Source organism: Pseudomonas sp. BIGb0278, assembly GCF_024809895.1.
Taxonomy (GTDB): domain Bacteria; phylum Pseudomonadota; class Gammaproteobacteria; order Pseudomonadales; family Pseudomonadaceae; genus Aquipseudomonas; species Aquipseudomonas shirazensis.
The window spans coordinates 739,860-758,134 of sequence record NZ_JANUEL010000001.1 but is presented as its reverse complement, the minus strand read 5'-3'; the positions used below and the strand labels follow the sequence as shown (position 1 = coordinate 758,134).

15 protein-coding genes are annotated in these 18,275 nt (G+C 61.2%); 3 read left to right on the top strand and 12 right to left on the bottom strand.

The window, feature by feature from the left end:
• Positions 1-4 precede the first annotated feature (4 nt).
• The 4 genes from M2396_RS03355 to M2396_RS03340 are packed head-to-tail and all read right to left on the bottom strand — an operon-like array spanning position 5 to position 6,073.
• Positions 5-1,231 (bottom strand): hybrid sensor histidine kinase/response regulator, encoded by a 1,227-nt coding sequence (locus tag M2396_RS03355; RefSeq protein WP_101320304.1) that lies wholly within the window; start codon positions 1,229-1,231, stop codon positions 5-7.
• On the bottom strand, positions 1,225-1,800 hold the full coding sequence (locus M2396_RS03350; RefSeq protein WP_150568939.1) for a chemotaxis protein CheB: 576 nt from the start codon (positions 1,798-1,800) through the stop codon (positions 1,225-1,227). The genes M2396_RS03355 and M2396_RS03350 overlap by 7 nt, the downstream gene beginning before the upstream one ends.
• Complete coding sequence (locus M2396_RS03345) at positions 1,797-2,618, bottom strand: protein-glutamate O-methyltransferase CheR (RefSeq protein ID WP_101320309.1); 822 nt, start codon at positions 2,616-2,618, stop codon at positions 1,797-1,799. Before M2396_RS03345 ends, M2396_RS03350 begins: the two co-directional genes overlap by 4 nt.
• A complete protein-coding gene (locus M2396_RS03340) occupies positions 2,615-6,073 on the bottom strand; it encodes a response regulator (protein WP_220633854.1) in 3,459 nt (1,152 codons plus the stop codon). Before M2396_RS03340 ends, M2396_RS03345 begins: the two co-directional genes overlap by 4 nt.
• A 254-nt stretch (positions 6,074-6,327) precedes the next feature.
• On the opposite strand from M2396_RS03340, the gene M2396_RS03335 reads away from it, so the two are divergent.
• Entirely contained in the window at positions 6,328-6,696 is a 369-nt protein-coding gene (locus tag M2396_RS03335; RefSeq protein WP_103437753.1) for a response regulator, read from the top strand.
• A 21-nt stretch (positions 6,697-6,717) separates the two neighbouring features.
• Here the strand turns inward: M2396_RS03335 and M2396_RS03330 are convergent, their stop codons facing one another.
• The 4 genes from M2396_RS03330 to M2396_RS03315 all read right to left on the bottom strand — a co-directional run bounded on the left by M2396_RS03330 (position 6,718) and on the right by M2396_RS03315 (position 10,206).
• Entirely contained in the window at positions 6,718-8,841 is a 2,124-nt protein-coding gene (locus tag M2396_RS03330) for an EAL domain-containing protein (RefSeq protein ID WP_259073138.1), read from the bottom strand.
• Between the two features lie 112 nt (positions 8,842-8,953).
• Positions 8,954-9,382: a RidA family protein gene (locus tag M2396_RS03325; protein WP_259073137.1), complete on the bottom strand. Its 429-nt coding sequence runs from the start codon at positions 9,380-9,382 to the stop codon at positions 8,954-8,956.
• A gap of 67 nt (positions 9,383-9,449) precedes the next feature.
• Complete coding sequence (locus tag M2396_RS03320) at positions 9,450-9,662, bottom strand: PLDc N-terminal domain-containing protein (RefSeq protein WP_101320321.1); 213 nt, start codon at positions 9,660-9,662, stop codon at positions 9,450-9,452.
• Positions 9,663-9,735: 73 nt separating this feature from the next.
• Positions 9,736-10,206, bottom strand: a complete 471-nt coding sequence (locus M2396_RS03315; RefSeq protein WP_259073136.1) for an FAD/FMN-containing dehydrogenase — start codon at positions 10,204-10,206, stop codon at positions 9,736-9,738.
• A 141-nt stretch (positions 10,207-10,347) separates the two neighbouring features.
• Here M2396_RS03315 and M2396_RS03310 point away from each other — a divergent pair, with 141 nt between their 5' ends.
• Positions 10,348-11,355, top strand: a complete 1,008-nt coding sequence (locus M2396_RS03310) for a GlxA family transcriptional regulator (RefSeq protein ID WP_259073135.1) — start codon at positions 10,348-10,350, stop codon at positions 11,353-11,355.
• Positions 11,356-11,360: 5 nt separating this feature from the next.
• On the opposite strand, the gene M2396_RS03305 is transcribed toward M2396_RS03310, so the two are convergent.
• Both M2396_RS03305 and quiC read right to left on the bottom strand, forming a co-directional pair.
• On the bottom strand, positions 11,361-12,032 hold the full coding sequence (locus tag M2396_RS03305) for a TetR/AcrR family transcriptional regulator (protein ID WP_101320329.1): 672 nt from the start codon (positions 12,030-12,032) through the stop codon (positions 11,361-11,363).
• A gap of 129 nt (positions 12,033-12,161) precedes the next feature.
• Positions 12,162-14,069, bottom strand: a complete 1,908-nt coding sequence (gene quiC / locus M2396_RS03300; RefSeq protein WP_101320331.1) for a 3-dehydroshikimate dehydratase QuiC — start codon at positions 14,067-14,069, stop codon at positions 12,162-12,164.
• Between the two features lie 304 nt (positions 14,070-14,373).
• Here quiC and M2396_RS03295 point away from each other — a divergent pair, with 304 nt between their 5' ends.
• Positions 14,374-15,750 (top strand): MFS transporter, encoded by a 1,377-nt coding sequence (locus M2396_RS03295; protein ID WP_150568932.1) that lies wholly within the window; start codon positions 14,374-14,376, stop codon positions 15,748-15,750.
• Positions 15,751-15,784: 34 nt separating this feature from the next.
• Here the strand turns inward: M2396_RS03295 and M2396_RS03290 are convergent, their stop codons facing one another.
• Both M2396_RS03290 and M2396_RS03285 read right to left on the bottom strand, forming a co-directional pair.
• Positions 15,785-17,197, bottom strand: a complete 1,413-nt coding sequence (locus M2396_RS03290) for a DOPA decarboxylase (RefSeq protein ID WP_188036242.1) — start codon at positions 17,195-17,197, stop codon at positions 15,785-15,787.
• A gap of 96 nt (positions 17,198-17,293) precedes the next feature.
• Positions 17,294-18,238 (bottom strand): LysR family transcriptional regulator, encoded by a 945-nt coding sequence (locus tag M2396_RS03285; protein WP_259073132.1) that lies wholly within the window; start codon positions 18,236-18,238, stop codon positions 17,294-17,296.
• Between the last annotated feature and the right edge of the window lie 37 nt (positions 18,239-18,275).

The window sequence follows — 18,275 nt, the reverse complement described above, 5'->3', positions numbered from 1 at the left end:
GGGCTTAAGCAGAGGTTGCCTGCGCCTGGTCGGTTTGTTGTGACAGCGCCGTCAGTGGCAGCAGCACGCTGAATGTCGCGCCTTGGCCTACCTCGCTGTCGATCTGGATCTGCCCACCATGGGCCCTGACAATCTGCTCGGAGATATACAGACCCAAGCCCAGGCCTCCGATGGCCTGCTCTGCTGCAACACGCTCGAACTGCTGGAAGATCCGCTGCTGGTTGGCGGCGCTGACGCCGATACCGTGGTCCTGCACCTGCACCCAGGCCATCCCGGCCTGCTCGAACACCCGTACCTGCACCGGTTGCCGTTGACCGTAACGCAATGCATTGGACAACAGGTTGGCTACCACTTGTTCAATCCGAAACTCATCCCACTCACCTTCAACTGTATCGCAGCATTGCAGCTCAATGTGGGTGTTGGAGGCCAGCGCCTGCGCTTCGAAGTTCTCCACCAGGCCGCTGACCAGCTGCGCCAGGTCGAACTGGCGCGGCCGCAGCGACAATTTACCGGTGCGGATGCGCGATACGTCGAGCATGTCCTCGATCAGCCTGATAAGGCTGTTGATCTGCCGCTCGTCGCGCTCGACCATGGCCTGTAGCTTGTCTTCGCTGAATGCAGCCAGGTTGCCTCGCGACAGGTGCATCTTGCGCAGCTGGGTTTCCAGAATCAGCCCGTTCAGCGGCGTGCGCACTTCATGGGACACGATCGACATGAAGTCGTCGCGCATGCGCACCGCGCGCTCCAGCTCGCCCCGCGCCACCTGTAACTGACCGAGCAACACTTCCTGCTCCTGACGGCTGCGCTCCAGGTCCTGCAGCTGGCGGTCGAGCACCTTGCGCTGGCGGTACAGATCGACAAACACCGACACCTTGCTCTTCACCGCCATGGTGTCGAGTGGTTTGTGCAAAAAGTCGACTGCGCCACTTTCGTAGCCCTTGAACGCGTAGTTCATCTCGCGCCCGGCGGCACTGACGAAGACGATCGGGATGTGCTTGGTTTTTTCCGTGCCGCGCATCAACTCCGCCAGCTCGAAGCCGTTCATGCCGGGCATCTGCACGTCCAGAATGGCCAAGGCAAATTCGTGTTCAAGCAACAGTCCCAACGCGTCTTCGGCAGACTGCGCCTGGTGCACTTCGCGGTCTTCGCCATGGATCAGCGCGGCGAGGGCCAGCAGGTTCTCTGGCAGATCGTCGACGATCAGCAGTTTGGCGGTAATCTGGCTTAACATGCGCTGGTTTCCAGGCTGCCGAGCAATTGCCCGATGCCGCTCAGAGTAAGGATGTAGTCAGGGCTGTGCAGGGCCAAGGCGGCCTCCGGCATCAGCGCGACTTGTGCGTCCTGCGGGTCCTGGACCACTGTCCGGCCTCCGCATTGTTTGATGTAGGCGAGCCCGCGCGCGCCGTCTTCATTGGCACCGGTCAGGAGCACACCAAGCAGCCGCTGGCGATAGGCATCGGCTGCCGAGGTGAACAGAAAATCAATCGCCGGGCGAGAGAAATGCACCGGCTCTTCCTGGCTCAGCGACAGGCTGAAATCCTGCTCGACCGACAAATGATAGGCCGGCCCGGCCACGTAGATCAGCCCAGGCTCGATCAACGCCTTGTCACGCGCCTCCCGCACGGGTCGCTGCACCTTGCGCTGCAACACTTCGGCAAGCTGGCTGTGGCGGTCATCCGGCAGGTGCAGCACGCACAGCACCGGCACGGCGAAGCCCTGCGGCAGGCTGCCGAGTACGGTGAACAGGGCTGCGACGCCACCCGCCGAAGCGCCGATCACTACCGCATCGACGCCCGTCATGATTTACGGAAGATCCGTTCAGGTTTGACCAAGGGCTCGAACTGCTCGCTGTAAGCAGAAAAATCCACCGACTCCTTGCTGCCCAGCACCAGAAAGCCGCGGTGGCACAGCGACTCGTGGAACAGGCCAAAGGCGCGGTCCTGCAAACTCTTGTTGAAGTAGATCAGCACGTTGCGGCACGACACCAACTGGGTTTCCGAGAACACACTGTCGGTGGCCAGGCTGTGGTCGGCAAAGGTCACGTTGTCGCGCAGGCTGCTGTCCATGATCGCGTTGCCGTAGGCGCTGGTGTAGTACTCGCTGAAGTCCCGGCGGCCACCGGCCTTGCGGTAGTTTTCTTCATAGCCCTGCATGTTCTGCATCGAATAGATGCCCTGCTTGGCTTTCTCCAGCGAATTCGGGTTGATATCGGTGGCGTAGATAATGGTGCGCTCGAGCAGGCCTTCCTCGCGCAGGAGGATGGCCATCGAGTACACCTCTTCACCGGTGCTGCAACCAGCGATCCAGATCTTCAGCGACGGCCAGGTGCGCAACAACGGCACGACTTCTTCGCGCAGTGCAAGAAAATGCCCAGGGTCGCGAAACATCTCGCTGACCGGGATCGTCAGGTACTGCAGCAACTGCATGAACATGCCCGGGTCATGCAGCACCCGCTCCTGCAGCGCCGACACCGTACGGCAGTCGAACTGACGCAGCGCGTGCAGGATGCGGCGCTTGATCGACGCTCCGGAGTAATCGCGGAAGTCGTAGCTGTACTTGAGATAGATCGCCTCGATCAGCAATCGGATCTCGATGTCGGTGTTGCGCTCGCTAGTCAAATTCGCTCCAGTTGCGGCAGCCAGACGCGGATCAGTGAGAACAGCCGGTCCAGATCAATCGGTTTGGCCAGATAATCATTGGCCCCAGCCTGCAGACAGCGCTGCTGGTCGTCTTTCATCGCCTTGGCGGTCACGGCAATGATCGGCAGTTTGCGCCAGCGCGCTTGCTGGCGAATCAAGCGAGTAGCCTCGTAGCCGTCCATTTCCGGCATCATCACGTCCATCAGCACCAGGTCGATGTCGTCGTGAAGCTCCAGCTGCTCCAGCGCTTCGCGTCCGTTGCGGCCGATCTCGACGATGGCGCCCTTGTGTTCCAGGGCGCTGGTCAGGGCGAAGATGTTGCGCACGTCGTCGTCGACCAGAAGGATCTTGCGGCCCTCGAACACTTTGTCACGGCTGCGCGCCGTCTTCAGCATGCGCTGACGCTCGTTGGACAACTGCGCCTCGACCTTGTGCAGGAACAACGTCACTTCATCGAGCAGACGCTCCGGCGAGCGCGCGCCCTTGATGATGATCGAGCGCGAGTACTTGAGCAGCTCGGTTTCTTCTTCGCGGGTGAGGTTGCGCCCGGTATAGACGATGACCGGCGGGAACGCGCGAATATCTTCAGCCGTCATTCGCTTGAGCAGCTCGTTGCCGAGCATGTCGGGCAGCTTGAGGTCGATGATCATACAGTCATAGATGTTCTCGCGCAGCAGCTCGAGTGCATCCTGAGCCAACGCCACCGCCGTGATTTCGATGTCGTCGTCCCCGATCAGGCGGGCAATGCTCTCGCGCTGCAGGTCGTCGTCTTCAACCAGCAGGATGCGTTTGAGCTTCTGGGTCAGCTTGGCTTCGAGCAGGCCGAACACCTCTTTGAGCTCTTCGCGACTGGTCGGCTTGACCGCGTAACCGACCGCGCCCATGTGCATGGCCGCTTCGACACGGTCTTCGACCGAGATGATATGCACAGGAATATGGCGCGTGCTGGCCTGCTCCTTGAGCCTCTGCAGCACGGTAAGGCCGGAATGGTCAGGCAGGCGCATATCGAGCAGGACCGCATCCGGCAGGTACTGCGCCGCCAGCCGGAAGCCCTCGTCGGCGCTCTGCGCGGCCAAGCAGTTGTAACCCAGCTCATGGGCCAGGTCGAAGAGAATACGGGCGAAGTTCGGCTCGTCCTCGATCACCAGAATGCAGCGCTTGCTGAACGGCGCCAGCTCGCGGTCATCGGCAAACGCGTGGCGCGGCAGCGGTACTGCTGCTGGCACCTGCGGCGCAGCCGGCAACTGATCGACAGCTGGGCGCAGGGTCTGCACCTCGACCGGCTCATCCGACTCATAGCGCTCGGGCATGATCAGGCTGAACACGCTGCCTTGGCCGGGGCTGCTGTCGAGGCTGATCTGGCCACCGAGCAGATGGGCCAGGTCGCGCGAAATCGACAGGCCCAGCCCGGTGCCACCGTAACGGCGATTGCTGGTGCCGTCGACCTGATGGAAGGCGCCGAAAATCGCCTGCTGTTGATCCGGCGCAATGCCGATACCACTGTCGCGCACGGCGAACACCAGGCCGACGCCGGCCTGCTTGCTGATGGTCATGCTGACCTGACCACGCTCGGTGAACTTGATCGCATTCGAAAGCAGGTTCTTGAGGATCTGCTCCAGGCGCTGGCGGTCGGTGAACAGCGTCGCCGGCAGCGGGTGTTCGAGCACGACCTGGAAGTCCAGGCCTTTGTCTTTGGCCAGCGGCACGAACATGCTGCGCAGGCCTTCGACCAGGCGCTCGACCTGGGTCGTCTCGGGGCGCACTTCAAGCTTGCCCGCCTCGACCTTGGCGATGTCGAGAATGTCATTGATCAGGTTGAGCAGATCGTTGCCGGCCGAATAGATCGAATCGGCGAACTTGACCTGTTCGGCGGTGAGGTTACCCTCGTCGTTTTCGGCGAGCAGCTTGGCCAGGATCAGCGAGCTGTTCAGCGGCGTGCGCAGCTCGTGGGACATGTTGGCGAGGAATTCTGATTTGTACTTGCTCGAGCGCTGCAAGTCTTCGGCGCGGGCCTGCAGCTCTTGCTGGGCTTCATTGAGCTCGCTGTTCTTGCGATCGAGTGCCTCGGTGCGCTCGGACAAGCTCTCGTTGGTCTGCTCAAGTTCGGCCTGCTGCGTCTCAAGGTGCGCTTGCGATTCCTTCAGCACGCGGGACTGTTCTTCCAGCTCCTCGTTGGCAGTCTTGAGCTCTTCCTGTTGCACCTGCAGTTCTTCGTTGAGCTGCTGGGTTTCGGCCAGCACCTCTTGCAGGCGCTGACGGTAGCGGGCGCTCTCGATCGACATGCCGAGGTTTTCGGCAACGCGCTCGACGATCTCCTGATCACGCTCGCTCAGCGGGCGCAGGAAGCCAAGTTCGACGACGCCATTGATCTGGCCATTGTCGCGAGTCGGCATCAACAGTGCGCTGCGCGGCAAGCCGCTGCCCAGACCCGAGCTCAGGCGGAAGTAATCTTCCGGCAGCTGATCGAGGCGCACCACGCGCGACTGGCGCACCGCTTCCGACACCAAGCCCTCGTCGACGCCCAGCGCCTGCGTACGCAGTTGCTCCTCGGCGCTCAGGCCGTAACTGGCGACACGGACCAGGCTGCCGTGCTCGTTACGCACATACAACGCGCCAACCACACTGCCCAGGTACGTCGCAAAAAACTGCAGGATGTTGTCGCCCAGCATCGGCAGGGTCAACTGCCCCAGCACTTGCTCGGCCAGCTGGGTCTGGCCATTACGCAGCCAGGCATTGTGTTCAAGGCGTTCATTGGCGCGCTGCTGCGCCTGCATGTTACCTACGTAGCTGTCCGACAACGCCAGCAAATCGCGGCGTCCCAGATACGCCAGCAGGCCGCTGAGCGCGACGATAAACAGTACGAAGGTGGTAATCGCCGTGACGGTAACCGTGTTGACGGTCTGGTTACGGACCTGGCGCAGTTGCTGTTCGTTGCCGATGAAGTCGTCGAACTCTTTGCGTACCTCGTCGGTGATACGCTTGCCGCGGCCGTTGGCGATCGCCTGCTGGAATCCGCCCTGAGTCCGGCGCAGGGTGATCATCTCCTGGCCAAAATCGTTCCAGGCATGCTGCAGCGCGCTCAGCCGATCAATCCGGTCGACCTGCGCCGGGTTGTCTGCCACCAGCTCGCGCAAGCTGTCCAGGCTTGCGAATATACGCGGCCTGGCCACCTCGTAAGGGTCCAGGAACCGCTCGTCACCGGTGATCAGAAACCCGCGCATGCCGGTTTCCATGTCGATCGAAAGTTTCAGCGTTTCGTTGGCATTGCCAATCACGCGGTCGGTGTGTTCGACCCATTGCATGGCCGAGAGCAGGTAGCTGATTACCGCGACAAACGCCACGGCGCCAAGCAGGCCCACGCCAAGTGGCAAGCCGACGTTGCGGCTTAACAGCTTGCGAAAGCTCTGCTGGTCCATAGAAGCTGCTTGAATCATCTGATAACGCCCGAGCGAATTAACCGTTGAATACCGAGGGTGCCGGCACCTGCAAGATGCTGCTGCAGTGTCCCACTGGCGGGTCTGACAGCGAAGTCTAACCAGCTTTGCCATTTATGGCAGGGGCATTTAGCCAGTATTTGAGAACGGGGTGCGCCAATCGTTCCATCTGATTGCAGTGAACGTTATATTGGGAACTTCTGGGCCTGATACGGGCACAGAGTAGAGACACTTATCTGGTACAGGACCCCGACATGCACCCCCTTCTAGTAGTCGAAGACGACGGCATCGTACGTATGCTGATGGTCGAAGTGCTCGAGGATCTTGGCTATAAGGTGATCGAAGCAGCAGACGCCACCAGTGCCCTGGCTATCCTCAATGACCCTGCAACGCCCTTGGACCTGCTGATGACCGACGTCGGCTTGCCAGATATGAGCGGTCAGGATCTGGCGGGTAAAGCACGGGAAATTCGCCCGCTGCTACCCGTGCTGTTTGCCAGTGGCTATGCCGACAGCTTGAGCGTGCCGGAAGGCATGCACTCGATCGGCAAGCCGTTTAGTATCGACCAGTTGCGCGACAAGGTCGTGCAGATGATCGGGCCTGCAGACTCAACGCAGGCCTGACTCACAGCTAAAAGCCAGCTGTCACAACTTGGTTGCAGCGGGCCGGGCGCCGTCGATTTGGCTCACTGTAATCAAGCGCTCGCTGGCCGGCACCGGCCGTCCATACAAGAATCCCTGGAAGTGCGAGCAACCCTCGGCGCGCAGCAGTTCCATCTGTTCGGGCGTCTCGACCCCTTCTGCAGTGGTCTTGATCATCAGGCTGCTGGACAGTTCAGTGATGGCGCGGATGATCGACATCGCTTCGCGACTGTCACACATGTCATTGACGAACGACTTGTCGATCTTGATTCGATCGAACGGGAACGAGCGCAGATACCCCAGCGATGAATAGCCGGTGCCGAAATCGTCCAGCGAGATCGACGCACCGAGCTCCTTCAGCGCCCGCAGGGTATTGACGTTCTCTTCGCTGTTACCCAACAGAACCGATTCAGTGATCTCCAGCTCCAGACGGTGAGCAGGTAAGCCCGAGTCCGCCAATGCCAAAGTCACGACGTGTAACAGGTTGCCGCTTTTGAACTGCACGGGCGAGAGGTTGACCGACACCACCTGATCGGTGCCCCAGGTGGCCGCCTCCTGGCAGGCAAGATTCAGCGCGCGGGCACCTATCTCGTGAATCAGCCCGGTTTCTTCGGCGATCGGAATAAAGTCCATCGGCATGATCATGCCGCGAATGGGATGCTCCCAGCGCAGCAATGCTTCGTAACCCGTGACCGCATGGGTCTGCTGGTCGACCACCGGCTGGTAATGCAGTTGCAACTGGCCCAGGTGCAAGGCAGTGCGCAGATCGGTTTCAACCAGACGGCGCTGACGGGCGGCATTGTCGAGTTCGAGATGGAAGCACTCATAACGATTGCGGCCGTTGCGCTTGGCCTCGTACAAAGCCATGTCGGCGTAGCCCAGCAGTTGCTCGGCGTGTTCATGGTCATTCGGCGCAATGGCGATGCCGATACTGACGCCAACGCTGAACTGATGGCCTTCGATACGAAATACCGGGGCCATCGCCTCGATCAGGCGACGGGCGGTGACACAGGCGGCTTGCGGGCTGTCCATGCCGTTGAGGACGACAGCGAACTCATCCCCGCCAAGCCGCGCCAAGGTGTCCTGATCGCGCAGTTCACCGCGCAGGCGAGTGCCCAGCGCACGCAGCAGCTTGTCACCGAAGGCGTGGCCGAGGGAGTCGTTGATGTTCTTGAAGTTGTCCAGGTCCAGGCACAACGCGGCGGTGAGCTTGCCACTCTCCTCTGCGCGCAGCAGCGCCTGCTTCAGGCGTTCATGGAACAACGTGCGGTTAGGCAACCCGGTCAAAGCATCGTGGTGCGCCATGTGATGGATCTGCGCATGCGCGGCCAGCTCTTCGGTCGCATCCTCAGCCACGAACAGCACATAGTCCGGCTGGCCGTCGCGGTTTTCGCTGAGCGATGCTCGGCTGCGCAAGATTCGCGGGCCAGAGGCCGTATTCACCCGAGTTTCCGAGGCGTAGCCCTTGCTACTGCGCGAACCACGCGTCAACTGCTGCTGGAGGTAATCGGCCGCCTCTGGCTGCAGGCAGTCCTCTGGCAACTGGCCGATCATGCTCGCACCCTGGCCGCCAAACAGACGTTCGGCCTGCTGATTGGCCAACAGGATGCGATGGCTGTCGAGATCCTGGACGATCAGGCTGGCCGGAATGTTGGCGATCACCGAGTCGAGAAAACGCGACAGGTCGGCCATTTCCTGACTATGCTGCTCGGCTAGCTCCTTGGCCTTGAGCAACTCCTGCTCGTAGCGATGGCGCTCGGACACGTCGCGGGTGATCTTGGCAAAACCGAGCAGTTGCCCGTCAGCATCGAGCACCGCATCGATGACCACATGCGCACGGAACGCGCTGCCGTCCTTGCGCAGTCGCCACCCCTGCTCTTCAAACCGTCCGGTGCTGCGGGCCAGTTCCAGATTGCGCTGCGGGATCCCGGCAGCGCGATCCTCATGGTCGTAGAACAGCGAGTAGTGCTGCCCGACTATTTCCTCGGCGCTGTAGCCCTTGGCGCGTTGCGCCCCCGGGTTCCAGTTGGCGACCACGCCTTCGGGCGTGAGCATGTAGATGGCGTAATCCACCACACTCTGAATCAACAGGCGATACATGACGTCGGGATTACTGACTAGCGACATGAGCTTCTCTGATCGGCAACACGCACAAGAAAAGGCCCGGCGGGTGGGCCGGGCCGGAGCAGACAATGGCATTATGCCGCGCAGGAGAGTTCTTTGTGAACTTGATCAGAGCCTAGCGGCCGCTTGCGCCCTGCCCTGCGATGGCAGCGACTGCGTCAACCTCTATCAGCATCCCATCAAGCGCCAGACGTGGCACCGGGATTAGCGTGCAGGTGGGCTTCATGTGCTCGCCCCAGGCCTGATCTGCCGCCTGCACCCATTGGCGCAGACGCTCTTCGCTGTGATCAACGATAAGCAAGGTGAGTTTGAATACATCGCCCAAACCGGCACCTTTGCAAGCCAGCGCGAGCTGCAGGTTGAGCAACGCCTGGGCCGCCTGCTCAGCAAACAGTGCAGATCGGTTACCCTGCGCGTCTTCGCCGCCCTGCCCGGCTACATACATCAGGCAGCTGTCGGAGCGGACCTGAGCAACATGCGAATAAGCATTGGCGCTGGGGTCATAAAGGCTGTCGGGATTGGACAATTGGAAAACGGGGGACATGCGGTCGCTCCATCGAGTGAAAGAACGACCGAGTATCAAACCTCAGGTTAACTCGAGGTCAAGAGGATTATTTTTCTTCCAGCACATGACGGCCTTTGACCGCCCGCGGGCCGCGCCACATCCAGAACAACAGCCCAGGCACTGGCGCGTAGACGACAAAGACGATCCAGAGCATTTTTCGCTCCGCTCGCCGTTCGCTGCCGATGATGTTCCAGATCGCCCAGATTTCCAGGGCGATGACCACAGCGGCGACGATGATCCAGATCGTTCCGATTTCCATAAGCGTCCTCCCGTGAGCATGTAATGCTTTGGTCCCGCAGAGGGCGCAAGGGTTCATTCCGATTCGGCCCGTCTCAGGGCTTCGTCACCTGATCCAGCGCACTTTGCAGCGCCTTGGCATTGCTGAACTGCTGTTGTGCTACCACGCGACTGTGGTCCAGTTGCAACCAGAGCACCTGGCCTTCCTGCCCAGGGTAACGGCTGGCGACTTCACCTTGACGATCAAGCATGACCCGGTAGCTGTAGTCACGCATGGCTGGAATGGCGAACAGCTTGCTGATTATAGACGGCATACGCTGGATATCCGCGACGAACACCGCATGCCGCGCCTCCAGATACCCCTTGGGCTGCTCGGCGATGGCCGCCTTGACCAGCTTGGCGCCGTCCATGTCGCGGGCCACAAGCAGAATGCGCGTGTTGCCATCCAGAGTGTAGCTCTGGTCGTGCTGATCCTGCAGGGTCCAGGGCGCGAGTTGATCACCAACTGCAACGGCATTGGCCACGAGCGGCAGGCAGGCAAGTAACAGGGCGGCGGCGAATTTCATCTGGATTACTCGGATTGACGGCCTGCCAGCATAGAGCATGTCGCCAATAACGACCTCAACTACCACCCCAGCGCCGCCTCTGTTGTCTTTGCCCGGTGCCCGCAGCACACTCACCGCGTCAGCCAGGAAGCGGAGCCGGCAGTGGCCACACCTCGTCAATTCAGCAAGAAGACCAGCACCAGCAACATGTTCCGGACCAAGTCCGCAGATGCCAGCGTGCACAAGCCCTACCAGGTCGATTTCGTCTTGCTCGAACACTTCTCGATGGCCAGTTTCACCGTGGCCATGGACGTACTGGTCACGGCCAACCTGCTGCGCGCCGACAGCTTCGGCTTCACCCCGTTGTCGCTGGATGGCGAACGCGTGCAAAGCGACCTGGGCCTTGAGCTGATCGCCACCGATCTGGATCCGACAACCCTCAAGCAGGCTGATCTGTTGATCATCTGCGGCGGTTTGCGTACTCCACTCAAATACCCGGCGCTGGATCGTCTACTGCAGGATTGCAACCATCATGGCCTGGCGTTGGGCGGGCTGTGGAACGGTGCGTGGTTTCTCGGGCGGGCCGGAGTTTTGAGTGACTATGGCTGCAGCGTTCACCCCGAACAGCGTGCCAGCCTGGCCGAGCGCAGCCCGCAAACGCGGATCACCCCGGCAAGCTTTACCCTCGACCGTGATCGGCTGACAGCAGCCAGCCCCAATGGCGCGATGGAATTGATGCTTGGGCTGGTACGGCGCTTGTACGGTGACGCCCTGGCCGAAGGCGTCGAGGAGATTCTATCGTTCTCCGGGGCGCGCTACCGCCAGGTCGGACCTGGCGCGAAAAAATCCATGAGCCTGCACCTGCGCACCATTGTCGAACTGATGGAAAACAACCTCGAAGAGACCCTCAGCCTGGACCAGCTGGCCGCTTACAGTGACCGCTCGCGGCGCCAGATCGACCGCCTGTTCCAGGCGCAACTGGGCACCTCGCCGCGGCGCTACTACATGGAGCTGCGCATCACCAAGAGCCGCCGCCTGCTGCAGTACTCGGACCTGTCGGTGATGGAAGTCGCCGTCGCCTGCGGGTTTGTCTCGGTGTCGCACTTCAGCAAGTGCTATGCAGCCTACTTTGGCTATCCGCCGTCGCGCGAGCAACGCCTGGGCGAATAGCCCGTTCAGGCACGGATATAGCGCAGCACGACGTCGCCGATCATCTGTTTGTGGCGCTGCTTGACCTGGTCATCGGTCATGTCGATCTGGAAGATCTCGCTGAAGGTGTGCCGGTTGGAGACCCGGTAGAAGCAGAACGAGCTCATCAGCATATGCAGGTCGATGACTTCTATACCCTCGCGGAACACGCCCTCGGCAACGCCGCGCTCGAGCGTGTGACCCAGTGTCTCCAGCACCACGCTGCTCATCTCGCGGATGACCGGTGATTGCTTGACGTATTCGCCATAGTGGATGTTTTCAGTCGAGACGATACGTACGAAGTCGACGTTGTGGTCGTGGTGGTCGAAGGTGAACTCCACCAGCCGGCGGATGGCCTGCTCTGGCGGCAAGGTCTCCAGATCGAGGCTGCGCTCGGTCTTGCGAATGTCGCCATAGAGCTTGACCAGGCACTCGACGTAGAGCTGCTCCTTGCTGCCGAAGTAGTAATAGATCATGCGCTTGGAGGTGGCAGTACGCTCGGCGATGGCGTCGACGCGGGCGCCGGCCAGGCCTTGCTGAACGAACTCGCCAATGGCGGCCTGGAGGATGTCCTCGCGGGTCTTCTCCGGGTTGTTCTTGCGCGATTTGCGCGCCCCTTCCAGGGCGGGCTCGCCGAGGCTGACTACGGAATCACTCATACCCACTCACAGGCTAATTATTGGAATTGGAGGGATTATCCGTGACTGCTGCGACGCAGGGAAGCACGCAGATGGTCGCATTGGTCAGGTTTTGTGACAGGTGCGCCGGCCGCTGGGCCGGCGCTTGCCTTACAACACAGGTTTGCGTGCTGCCCCGCTGCGGGCCTTGGCCATGGCCGCCAGGCGGACCGCGACGTTGGCTGCGCCGTAACCGGCATAACCACCCTTGCGCTGGATGATTTCGAAGAAGAAACGCTCTTCGAACGGCTCGGTATACACGTGGAACAGCTCGCCGCCTTGGGCGTCACGGTCGTACAGCACGTTGTAGTAGGCCAGCTCACTGAGGAACTCGTCGTCGAAATCAAACCGCGCAGCGAGGTCGTCGTAGTAGTTCAGGGGGATTTCCAGCAGCGGCACACCGGCGTTTTTTGCCCGCGCCACTTCACTGAAGATGTCGGCACAGTCAAAGGCGATGTGGTGGACGCCCGAGCCACGATAGCTGGACAACGCGTGGGCAATCGCAGTATTGCGGTTCTCCGAGATATTCAGCGGCAAGCGCAGGGTGCCACACTGGCTGCGCAAGGCACGGCTCTTGACCAGGCCGTAGGGGTCGGGCAAGACCACCTCGTCGTCGGCCTCGAAGTCGAACAGGCTCTTGTAGAACAGCACCCAACTGTCCAGCGATTCGGCCGGCAGGGCCAGGGCCATGTGGTCGATGCGTTGCAGGCCACCACTGGCGCCGCTGGCGGCATCCAGACGGAAGTCACTGTCGTAGATGGTATGCCCGGCACCGGCCTGCTCGACCAGGTAGATCAGACTGCCATCCGGCGCACGCACGGCCGGGATCTCGCGCTCGTTGGGCCCGACCAGGCCACGGAATGGCTGGCCACGGTAGGCGGTGGCACGCTGCAAGGCAGCCTGGCCGTCCTTGACCCGCAGTGCGGTGGCGCACAACGAAGGGCCATGGGCTTCGAAGAAGTTATGCGCGAATGAATAGGGCTCAGCGTTGAGCACGATGTTGATATCGCCTTGGCGCAGCAGCCGGACACCCTTGCTGCGGTGTGCACCCGCCTCGACAAAGCCCAGGCGCTTGAGCCAACCACTCAGACGTGCCCCTACCGCTTCATCGACGGCAAACTCAAGGAACTCGACACCGTCGTAGGTACTGGCTGGCGCCGGGTCAAACAGTACCTCAGGCTCGATCGGCTGGGCCTCACGCTGCAATTGCAGGCGAGTTTTTTCTTCCAGGTACAACAGCGAACGCAGGCCATCGGCAGCGTTCTGCCGGGTAGGTGCAGCGCGGAAGCCATCGTTGAAGATCTCCAGCGACAACGGCCCGCGGTAACCGGTCTGCAGAATCGGCGCGAGGAAGCCCGCCAGGTCCATTTCGCCTTGCCCCGGGAAGCAGCGGAAGTGCCGGCTCCACTCCAGCACGTCCATGGCCAGGATGGGCGCATCGGCCATTTGCACGAAGAAAATCTTGTCGCCCGGAATCTGCCGGATTGCACTCGGGTCGCCCTTGAGCGACAGGGTGTGGAAGCTGTCGAGGATCACCCCCAGCGCCGGGTGATCGGCTTGGCGTACCAGGTTCCAGACCTGCTGGTAGGTATTGACGTGACGGCCCCAGGCCAAGGCTTCGTAGCCAATACGCAGGCCGCGGGCACCAGCATGTTCGGCCAGCAGGCGCAGGTCGTCGACCAGGATCTGCTCATCGCTCAGCGCGTCCGCCTGCACGTTGCTGCACACCAGCACCAAATCCGTGCCCAGCTCCTGCATCAGGTCGAACTTGCGCTCGGCGCGGTCGAGGTTTTTCTGCAGACGGTCGCGGCGGCAGCCTTCGAAGTCACGAAATGGCTGGAACAGGGTGATGGCGATGCCCAGATCGGCGCACATCTGGCGGATCTCGCGCGGGCTGCCGGCGTAATAGAGCAGGTCATTTTCGAAAATCTCGACGCCGTCAAAGCCGGCTGCGGCGATGGCTTCGAGTTTTTCTGGCAGAGTGCCGCTCAAGGACACGGTGGCAATCGAACGCTGCATGCTGGAGTTCCTTGTTATTTGAGAAGCGTCAGCCAAAAAACCCTTGCAGGTGCTTGGCAGAATCGATTATTCGCGGGTAAAGTCCCGCCATCAATGACTTTTGTACGAAACAGTTAGTTTTTGTTCGATTACCGAACAAAAGCGAATTTGGCGAATTGATTCGGTGCTCGAGCCTGGGCAACCATGAATCCAGTTACAGACCATTCGAACTCCTCACTGCCCTGCGAACGTTCAGCGGACCCTGTACCGACAAGCCCAGCGTCACGACATAATAAGTTCAATAACAAGAACAACGGAGACAACAATGGCTCACTCCAGCTCTCAAGCCAAGAAAGCGACCGCCAGTGGGTGGATAGGCTCGGCCCTCGAGTACTACGACTTTTTCATCTACGCCCAAGCCGCAGCACTGATCTTCCCGCAGATCTTCTTCCCGTCGATGGACCCGAAAATGGCCATCATCGCCTCGCTGGCGACTTACGGTGTCGGTTACCTGGCCCGTCCGGTGGGTGCCGTTGTGCTCGGTCACTGGGGTGATACCCGCGGCCGCAAAAACGTTCTGTTGCTGTGCATGTTCCTCATGGGTATCTCGACCATGGCCGTTGGCCTGCTGCCGACCTACCATGACATTGGCATCATTGCCCCGATCATTCTTGTGCTGCTGCGCCTGGTTCAGGGCTTTGCGGTCGCCGGTGAGATCTCCGGTGCCAGCTCGATGATCATGGAGCATGCGCCGTTCGGACGCCGAGGTTACTTCGCCAGCTTCACCCTGCAAGGGGTTCAGGCAGGTCAGGTACTGGCTGCGGCGGTGTTCCTGCCACTGGCCTACTTCATGCCAAGCGAAGCCTTCAACGAGTGGGGCTGGCGCATTCCGTTCCTGCTCAGCGCATTCGTCCTGGTAGCCGGCTTCATCATCCGTAAGGAAGTCCACGAGACCCCGGCCTTCGTCAAGGAAGAGAAGCAGGACAAGATCGCCCGCTCGCCAGTCAAGGAAGCGTTCAAGTACAGCTGGAAGCACATGGTCCTGGTCATGTTCATGGCCCTGATGAACGTGATTCCAGTCGTTGCCACCGTGTTCGGTGCAGCCTATGCGGTGCAGCCGGCTTACGGCATCGGCTTCGACAAGAGCGTGTACCTGTGGATCCCGGTAGTCGGCAACATCGTCGCAGTGCTGGTGATCCCGTTCGTTGGCAACCTGTCTGACAAGATCGGCCGTCGTCCAACCATGATTGCCGGCTGCATGGGCTCGGGCCTGCTGGCTTTCGCTTACCTGTATGCGATCAGCATTCAGAACGTGCCGCTGGCCTTCTGCGCATCGATCCTGATGTGGGGTATGGTCTACCAAGGTTACAACGCGGTATTCCCAAGCTTCTTCCCGGAGCTGTTCAATACTCGCTACCGCGTCTCGGCCATGGCTATCGCGCAGAACATCGGCACCATGTTCACTGCCATGCTGCCAGCGGTATTCGCCGCCATCGCGCCGCCAGGCTCGGAAAACATCTGGCTGGTGGTAGGTGGCTCGGCGTTCTTCATCACCTGCATCTGCGCCCTGGCTGCCTACGTGGCTCCCGAGACGCACCGTCTGGCGATGGAAGACCTCGGCAACCCGAATGCCAAACCGATGGACAAAGATACCTACGAAGCCACCCGCAAAGGCAGCCTCAACACTGCTGCAACTCAGTAAAAACTGCCTGGGGCTGCATGCAGCCCCAGCCGTTTCAAGCGCTGACCACCGCCTGCAAGTTGGCCCACAAGCGTTCGACATGCTCACGCTCGGTGGGCAGCGCCCCTACCGATACCCGCACCATCCACTGCCCTTCCAGCGTTGCCGGCGTGACGTACGCCAACCCCGAACCATTGAGTCGATCAGCCCAGGCCCGGGTATGCGCATCCAGCGCCGCACCTTCCAGCCCGTCCGGGCAGTGACGAATACACAACGTCTGCAACTGCACCGGCGCCAACACCTGCCAATCTTCTGCGGCCTCGACCTGAGCGGCCAGCCAGCGAGCGTTGTCCAGATCGCGGCGCAAGCGCTGCTGCAAGGCCTCCACCCCTTCGCTGCGCAGCATCAACCATAGCTTCAGCGCACGGAAGCGCCGCCCCAGCGGAATGCCCCAGTCACGCAGGTTCTTCACCTCGCCGTCGACCGCCGACTGCAAGTAACTCGGGTTGGTGCTCATCACCCGAATCAGGTGCTGCGGGTCGCGCACGTAGTAAATCGAGCAATCGAAGGCCACCCCAAGCCACTTGTGCGCGTTGACCACGACCGAGTCGGCCAGCTCGATACCGTCCCACATCCAGCGACACTCAGGCAGGATCATCGCCGAGCCAGCCATGGCCGAGTCGACATGCAGCCATAGTTGGTGCGCCTGGCTGATAGCGCCGATCGCTGCCAGCGGGTCCAGCGCAGTGGTGGTCGTGGTACCGGTGGTGGCGACTACCGCGCACGGTTGATTACCCGCCGCCAGGTCAGCCTCGATGGCCGCCTGCAACGCCGCTGGCTGCATGGCGAATTGCTCGTCGGTGGCGATCAGGCGGATGTTTTCGCGACCGAACCCTGCCAGCAAAGCCGCTTTGTCCACCGAGCTGTGGGCGTGGGCGCTGGCATATACGATCAGCGGCTTGGGCTGGCCCTGCAAACCACCACGGGTCAGGGCAAAGTCACTGGCGCGCTCGCGGGCGCAGATCAACGCCACCAGGGTGCTGGTCGATGCAGTGTCCTGGATCACCCCGCTCCACTGCGTAGACAAACCCAGCAATTGTCGCAGCCAGTCGAGGGTGGTTTCTTCCAGCTCGCTCAGGGCCGGGCTGGATTGCCAGGACAAGCCGAGCACGCCCAGGCCGGTACTTAGAAAGTCGCCCAAAACTGACGACAGGGTGCCGTTGGAGGGGAAGTAGCCATAGAAGTCTGGATGCTGCCAGTGCGACAGGCCGGGCATGACCAGCTTGTTGAAATCGTCGAGGATGGCTTCGAAGGGCTCGCCTTGATCCGGCGCAGCTACAGGCAAGGCGGCTTTCAAATAGCCGGGCTCGACCTGCGCCATGACCGGGCGCTCGGCGATGGTCTGGCGATAGTCGGCAATCAGGTCGATCAGTTGGTGGCCGTGTTGGCGAAATTGTTCGGGGGTCACGCGCGGGCTCCTCGCGGGCTGAGAATGGGCTGCTGTTGCTGCAGCCCAGTCTAGGCGCACGGCCATCGCGCAATAACCCCGCCTGGTGCATAGGTACTATGGCGAAGGCGCATGCCCGCCGTGCACACCGAACTGCGACTGACGCCACACTTCGTAGACTCGGTTGCGCAGCCAGCGGTGCTCGGCCGACGCCTGCAAGCGCTGATGCCAGACCACCCAGTAGCGCTGGCTGTGCTCGACAAAGGCTAACGGCCGCCAGGCCAGGCCGTGCAACCGGGCCAGCTGCCGAGCAATGTGCTCGGGCACCGTCACCAGCGCCTGGCTGTTGCCAATCACCTGTACGGTAGCCGAAAAGAACGGCACCTCCAGGCTGATCCGGCGCTGCAGCCCCTGCGCCCGCAGGTGGCGATCAATGAAGCTGTCCTTGTCACCGCCGCCACTGATACGCACATGCTTGAAGGCCAGATAATCATCCTGACTCAAAAGCTCAGGGGCGGTCAGTGGGTGATCAGCGCGCATCAGGCATACGGCGCGGTCTTCGCCGAGCAGGCGGCCATGAAGGTTGGCCGGCGACTCGTCGAACAGCGTCGTGGCCAGGTCGATCTCACCGCTGGCGAGCTGCGCATACTGCCCTGCCTGCCAGGTACGAAAATCCAGCGACACCCCTGGTGCCTCAACTTCAAGCGCCGCCACCAGCAACGGCAACATATGCTCGGCAACGTAATCCGACGCGGCCAGACAAAAGCGCCGCTCGCACCTCGCTGGGTCGAACACAGCCGGCTCGCGCAGCGCCTGCAAGGCTTCGAGGACCTGGCGCAGCGGCTCGACCAGCGCCTCGGCATGCTCGCTGAGCACGTAACCACGGCCCTGACGGACCAGCAATGGATCATCGAACGCCTCGCGCAAGCTGGCCAACTGCCGGCTCAAAGCCGACTGGCTGACGCCCAGGCGCGCACCGGCATGGCTGAGGTTTTTCAGCTCAAGCAGACAATCGAGGGTCCGAAGATGGGAGAGACTGAGCGAGGCGAAGACAGGATGCATGACGTACCACACAAAAGCAGCGTTGCGCCGCGAAAGG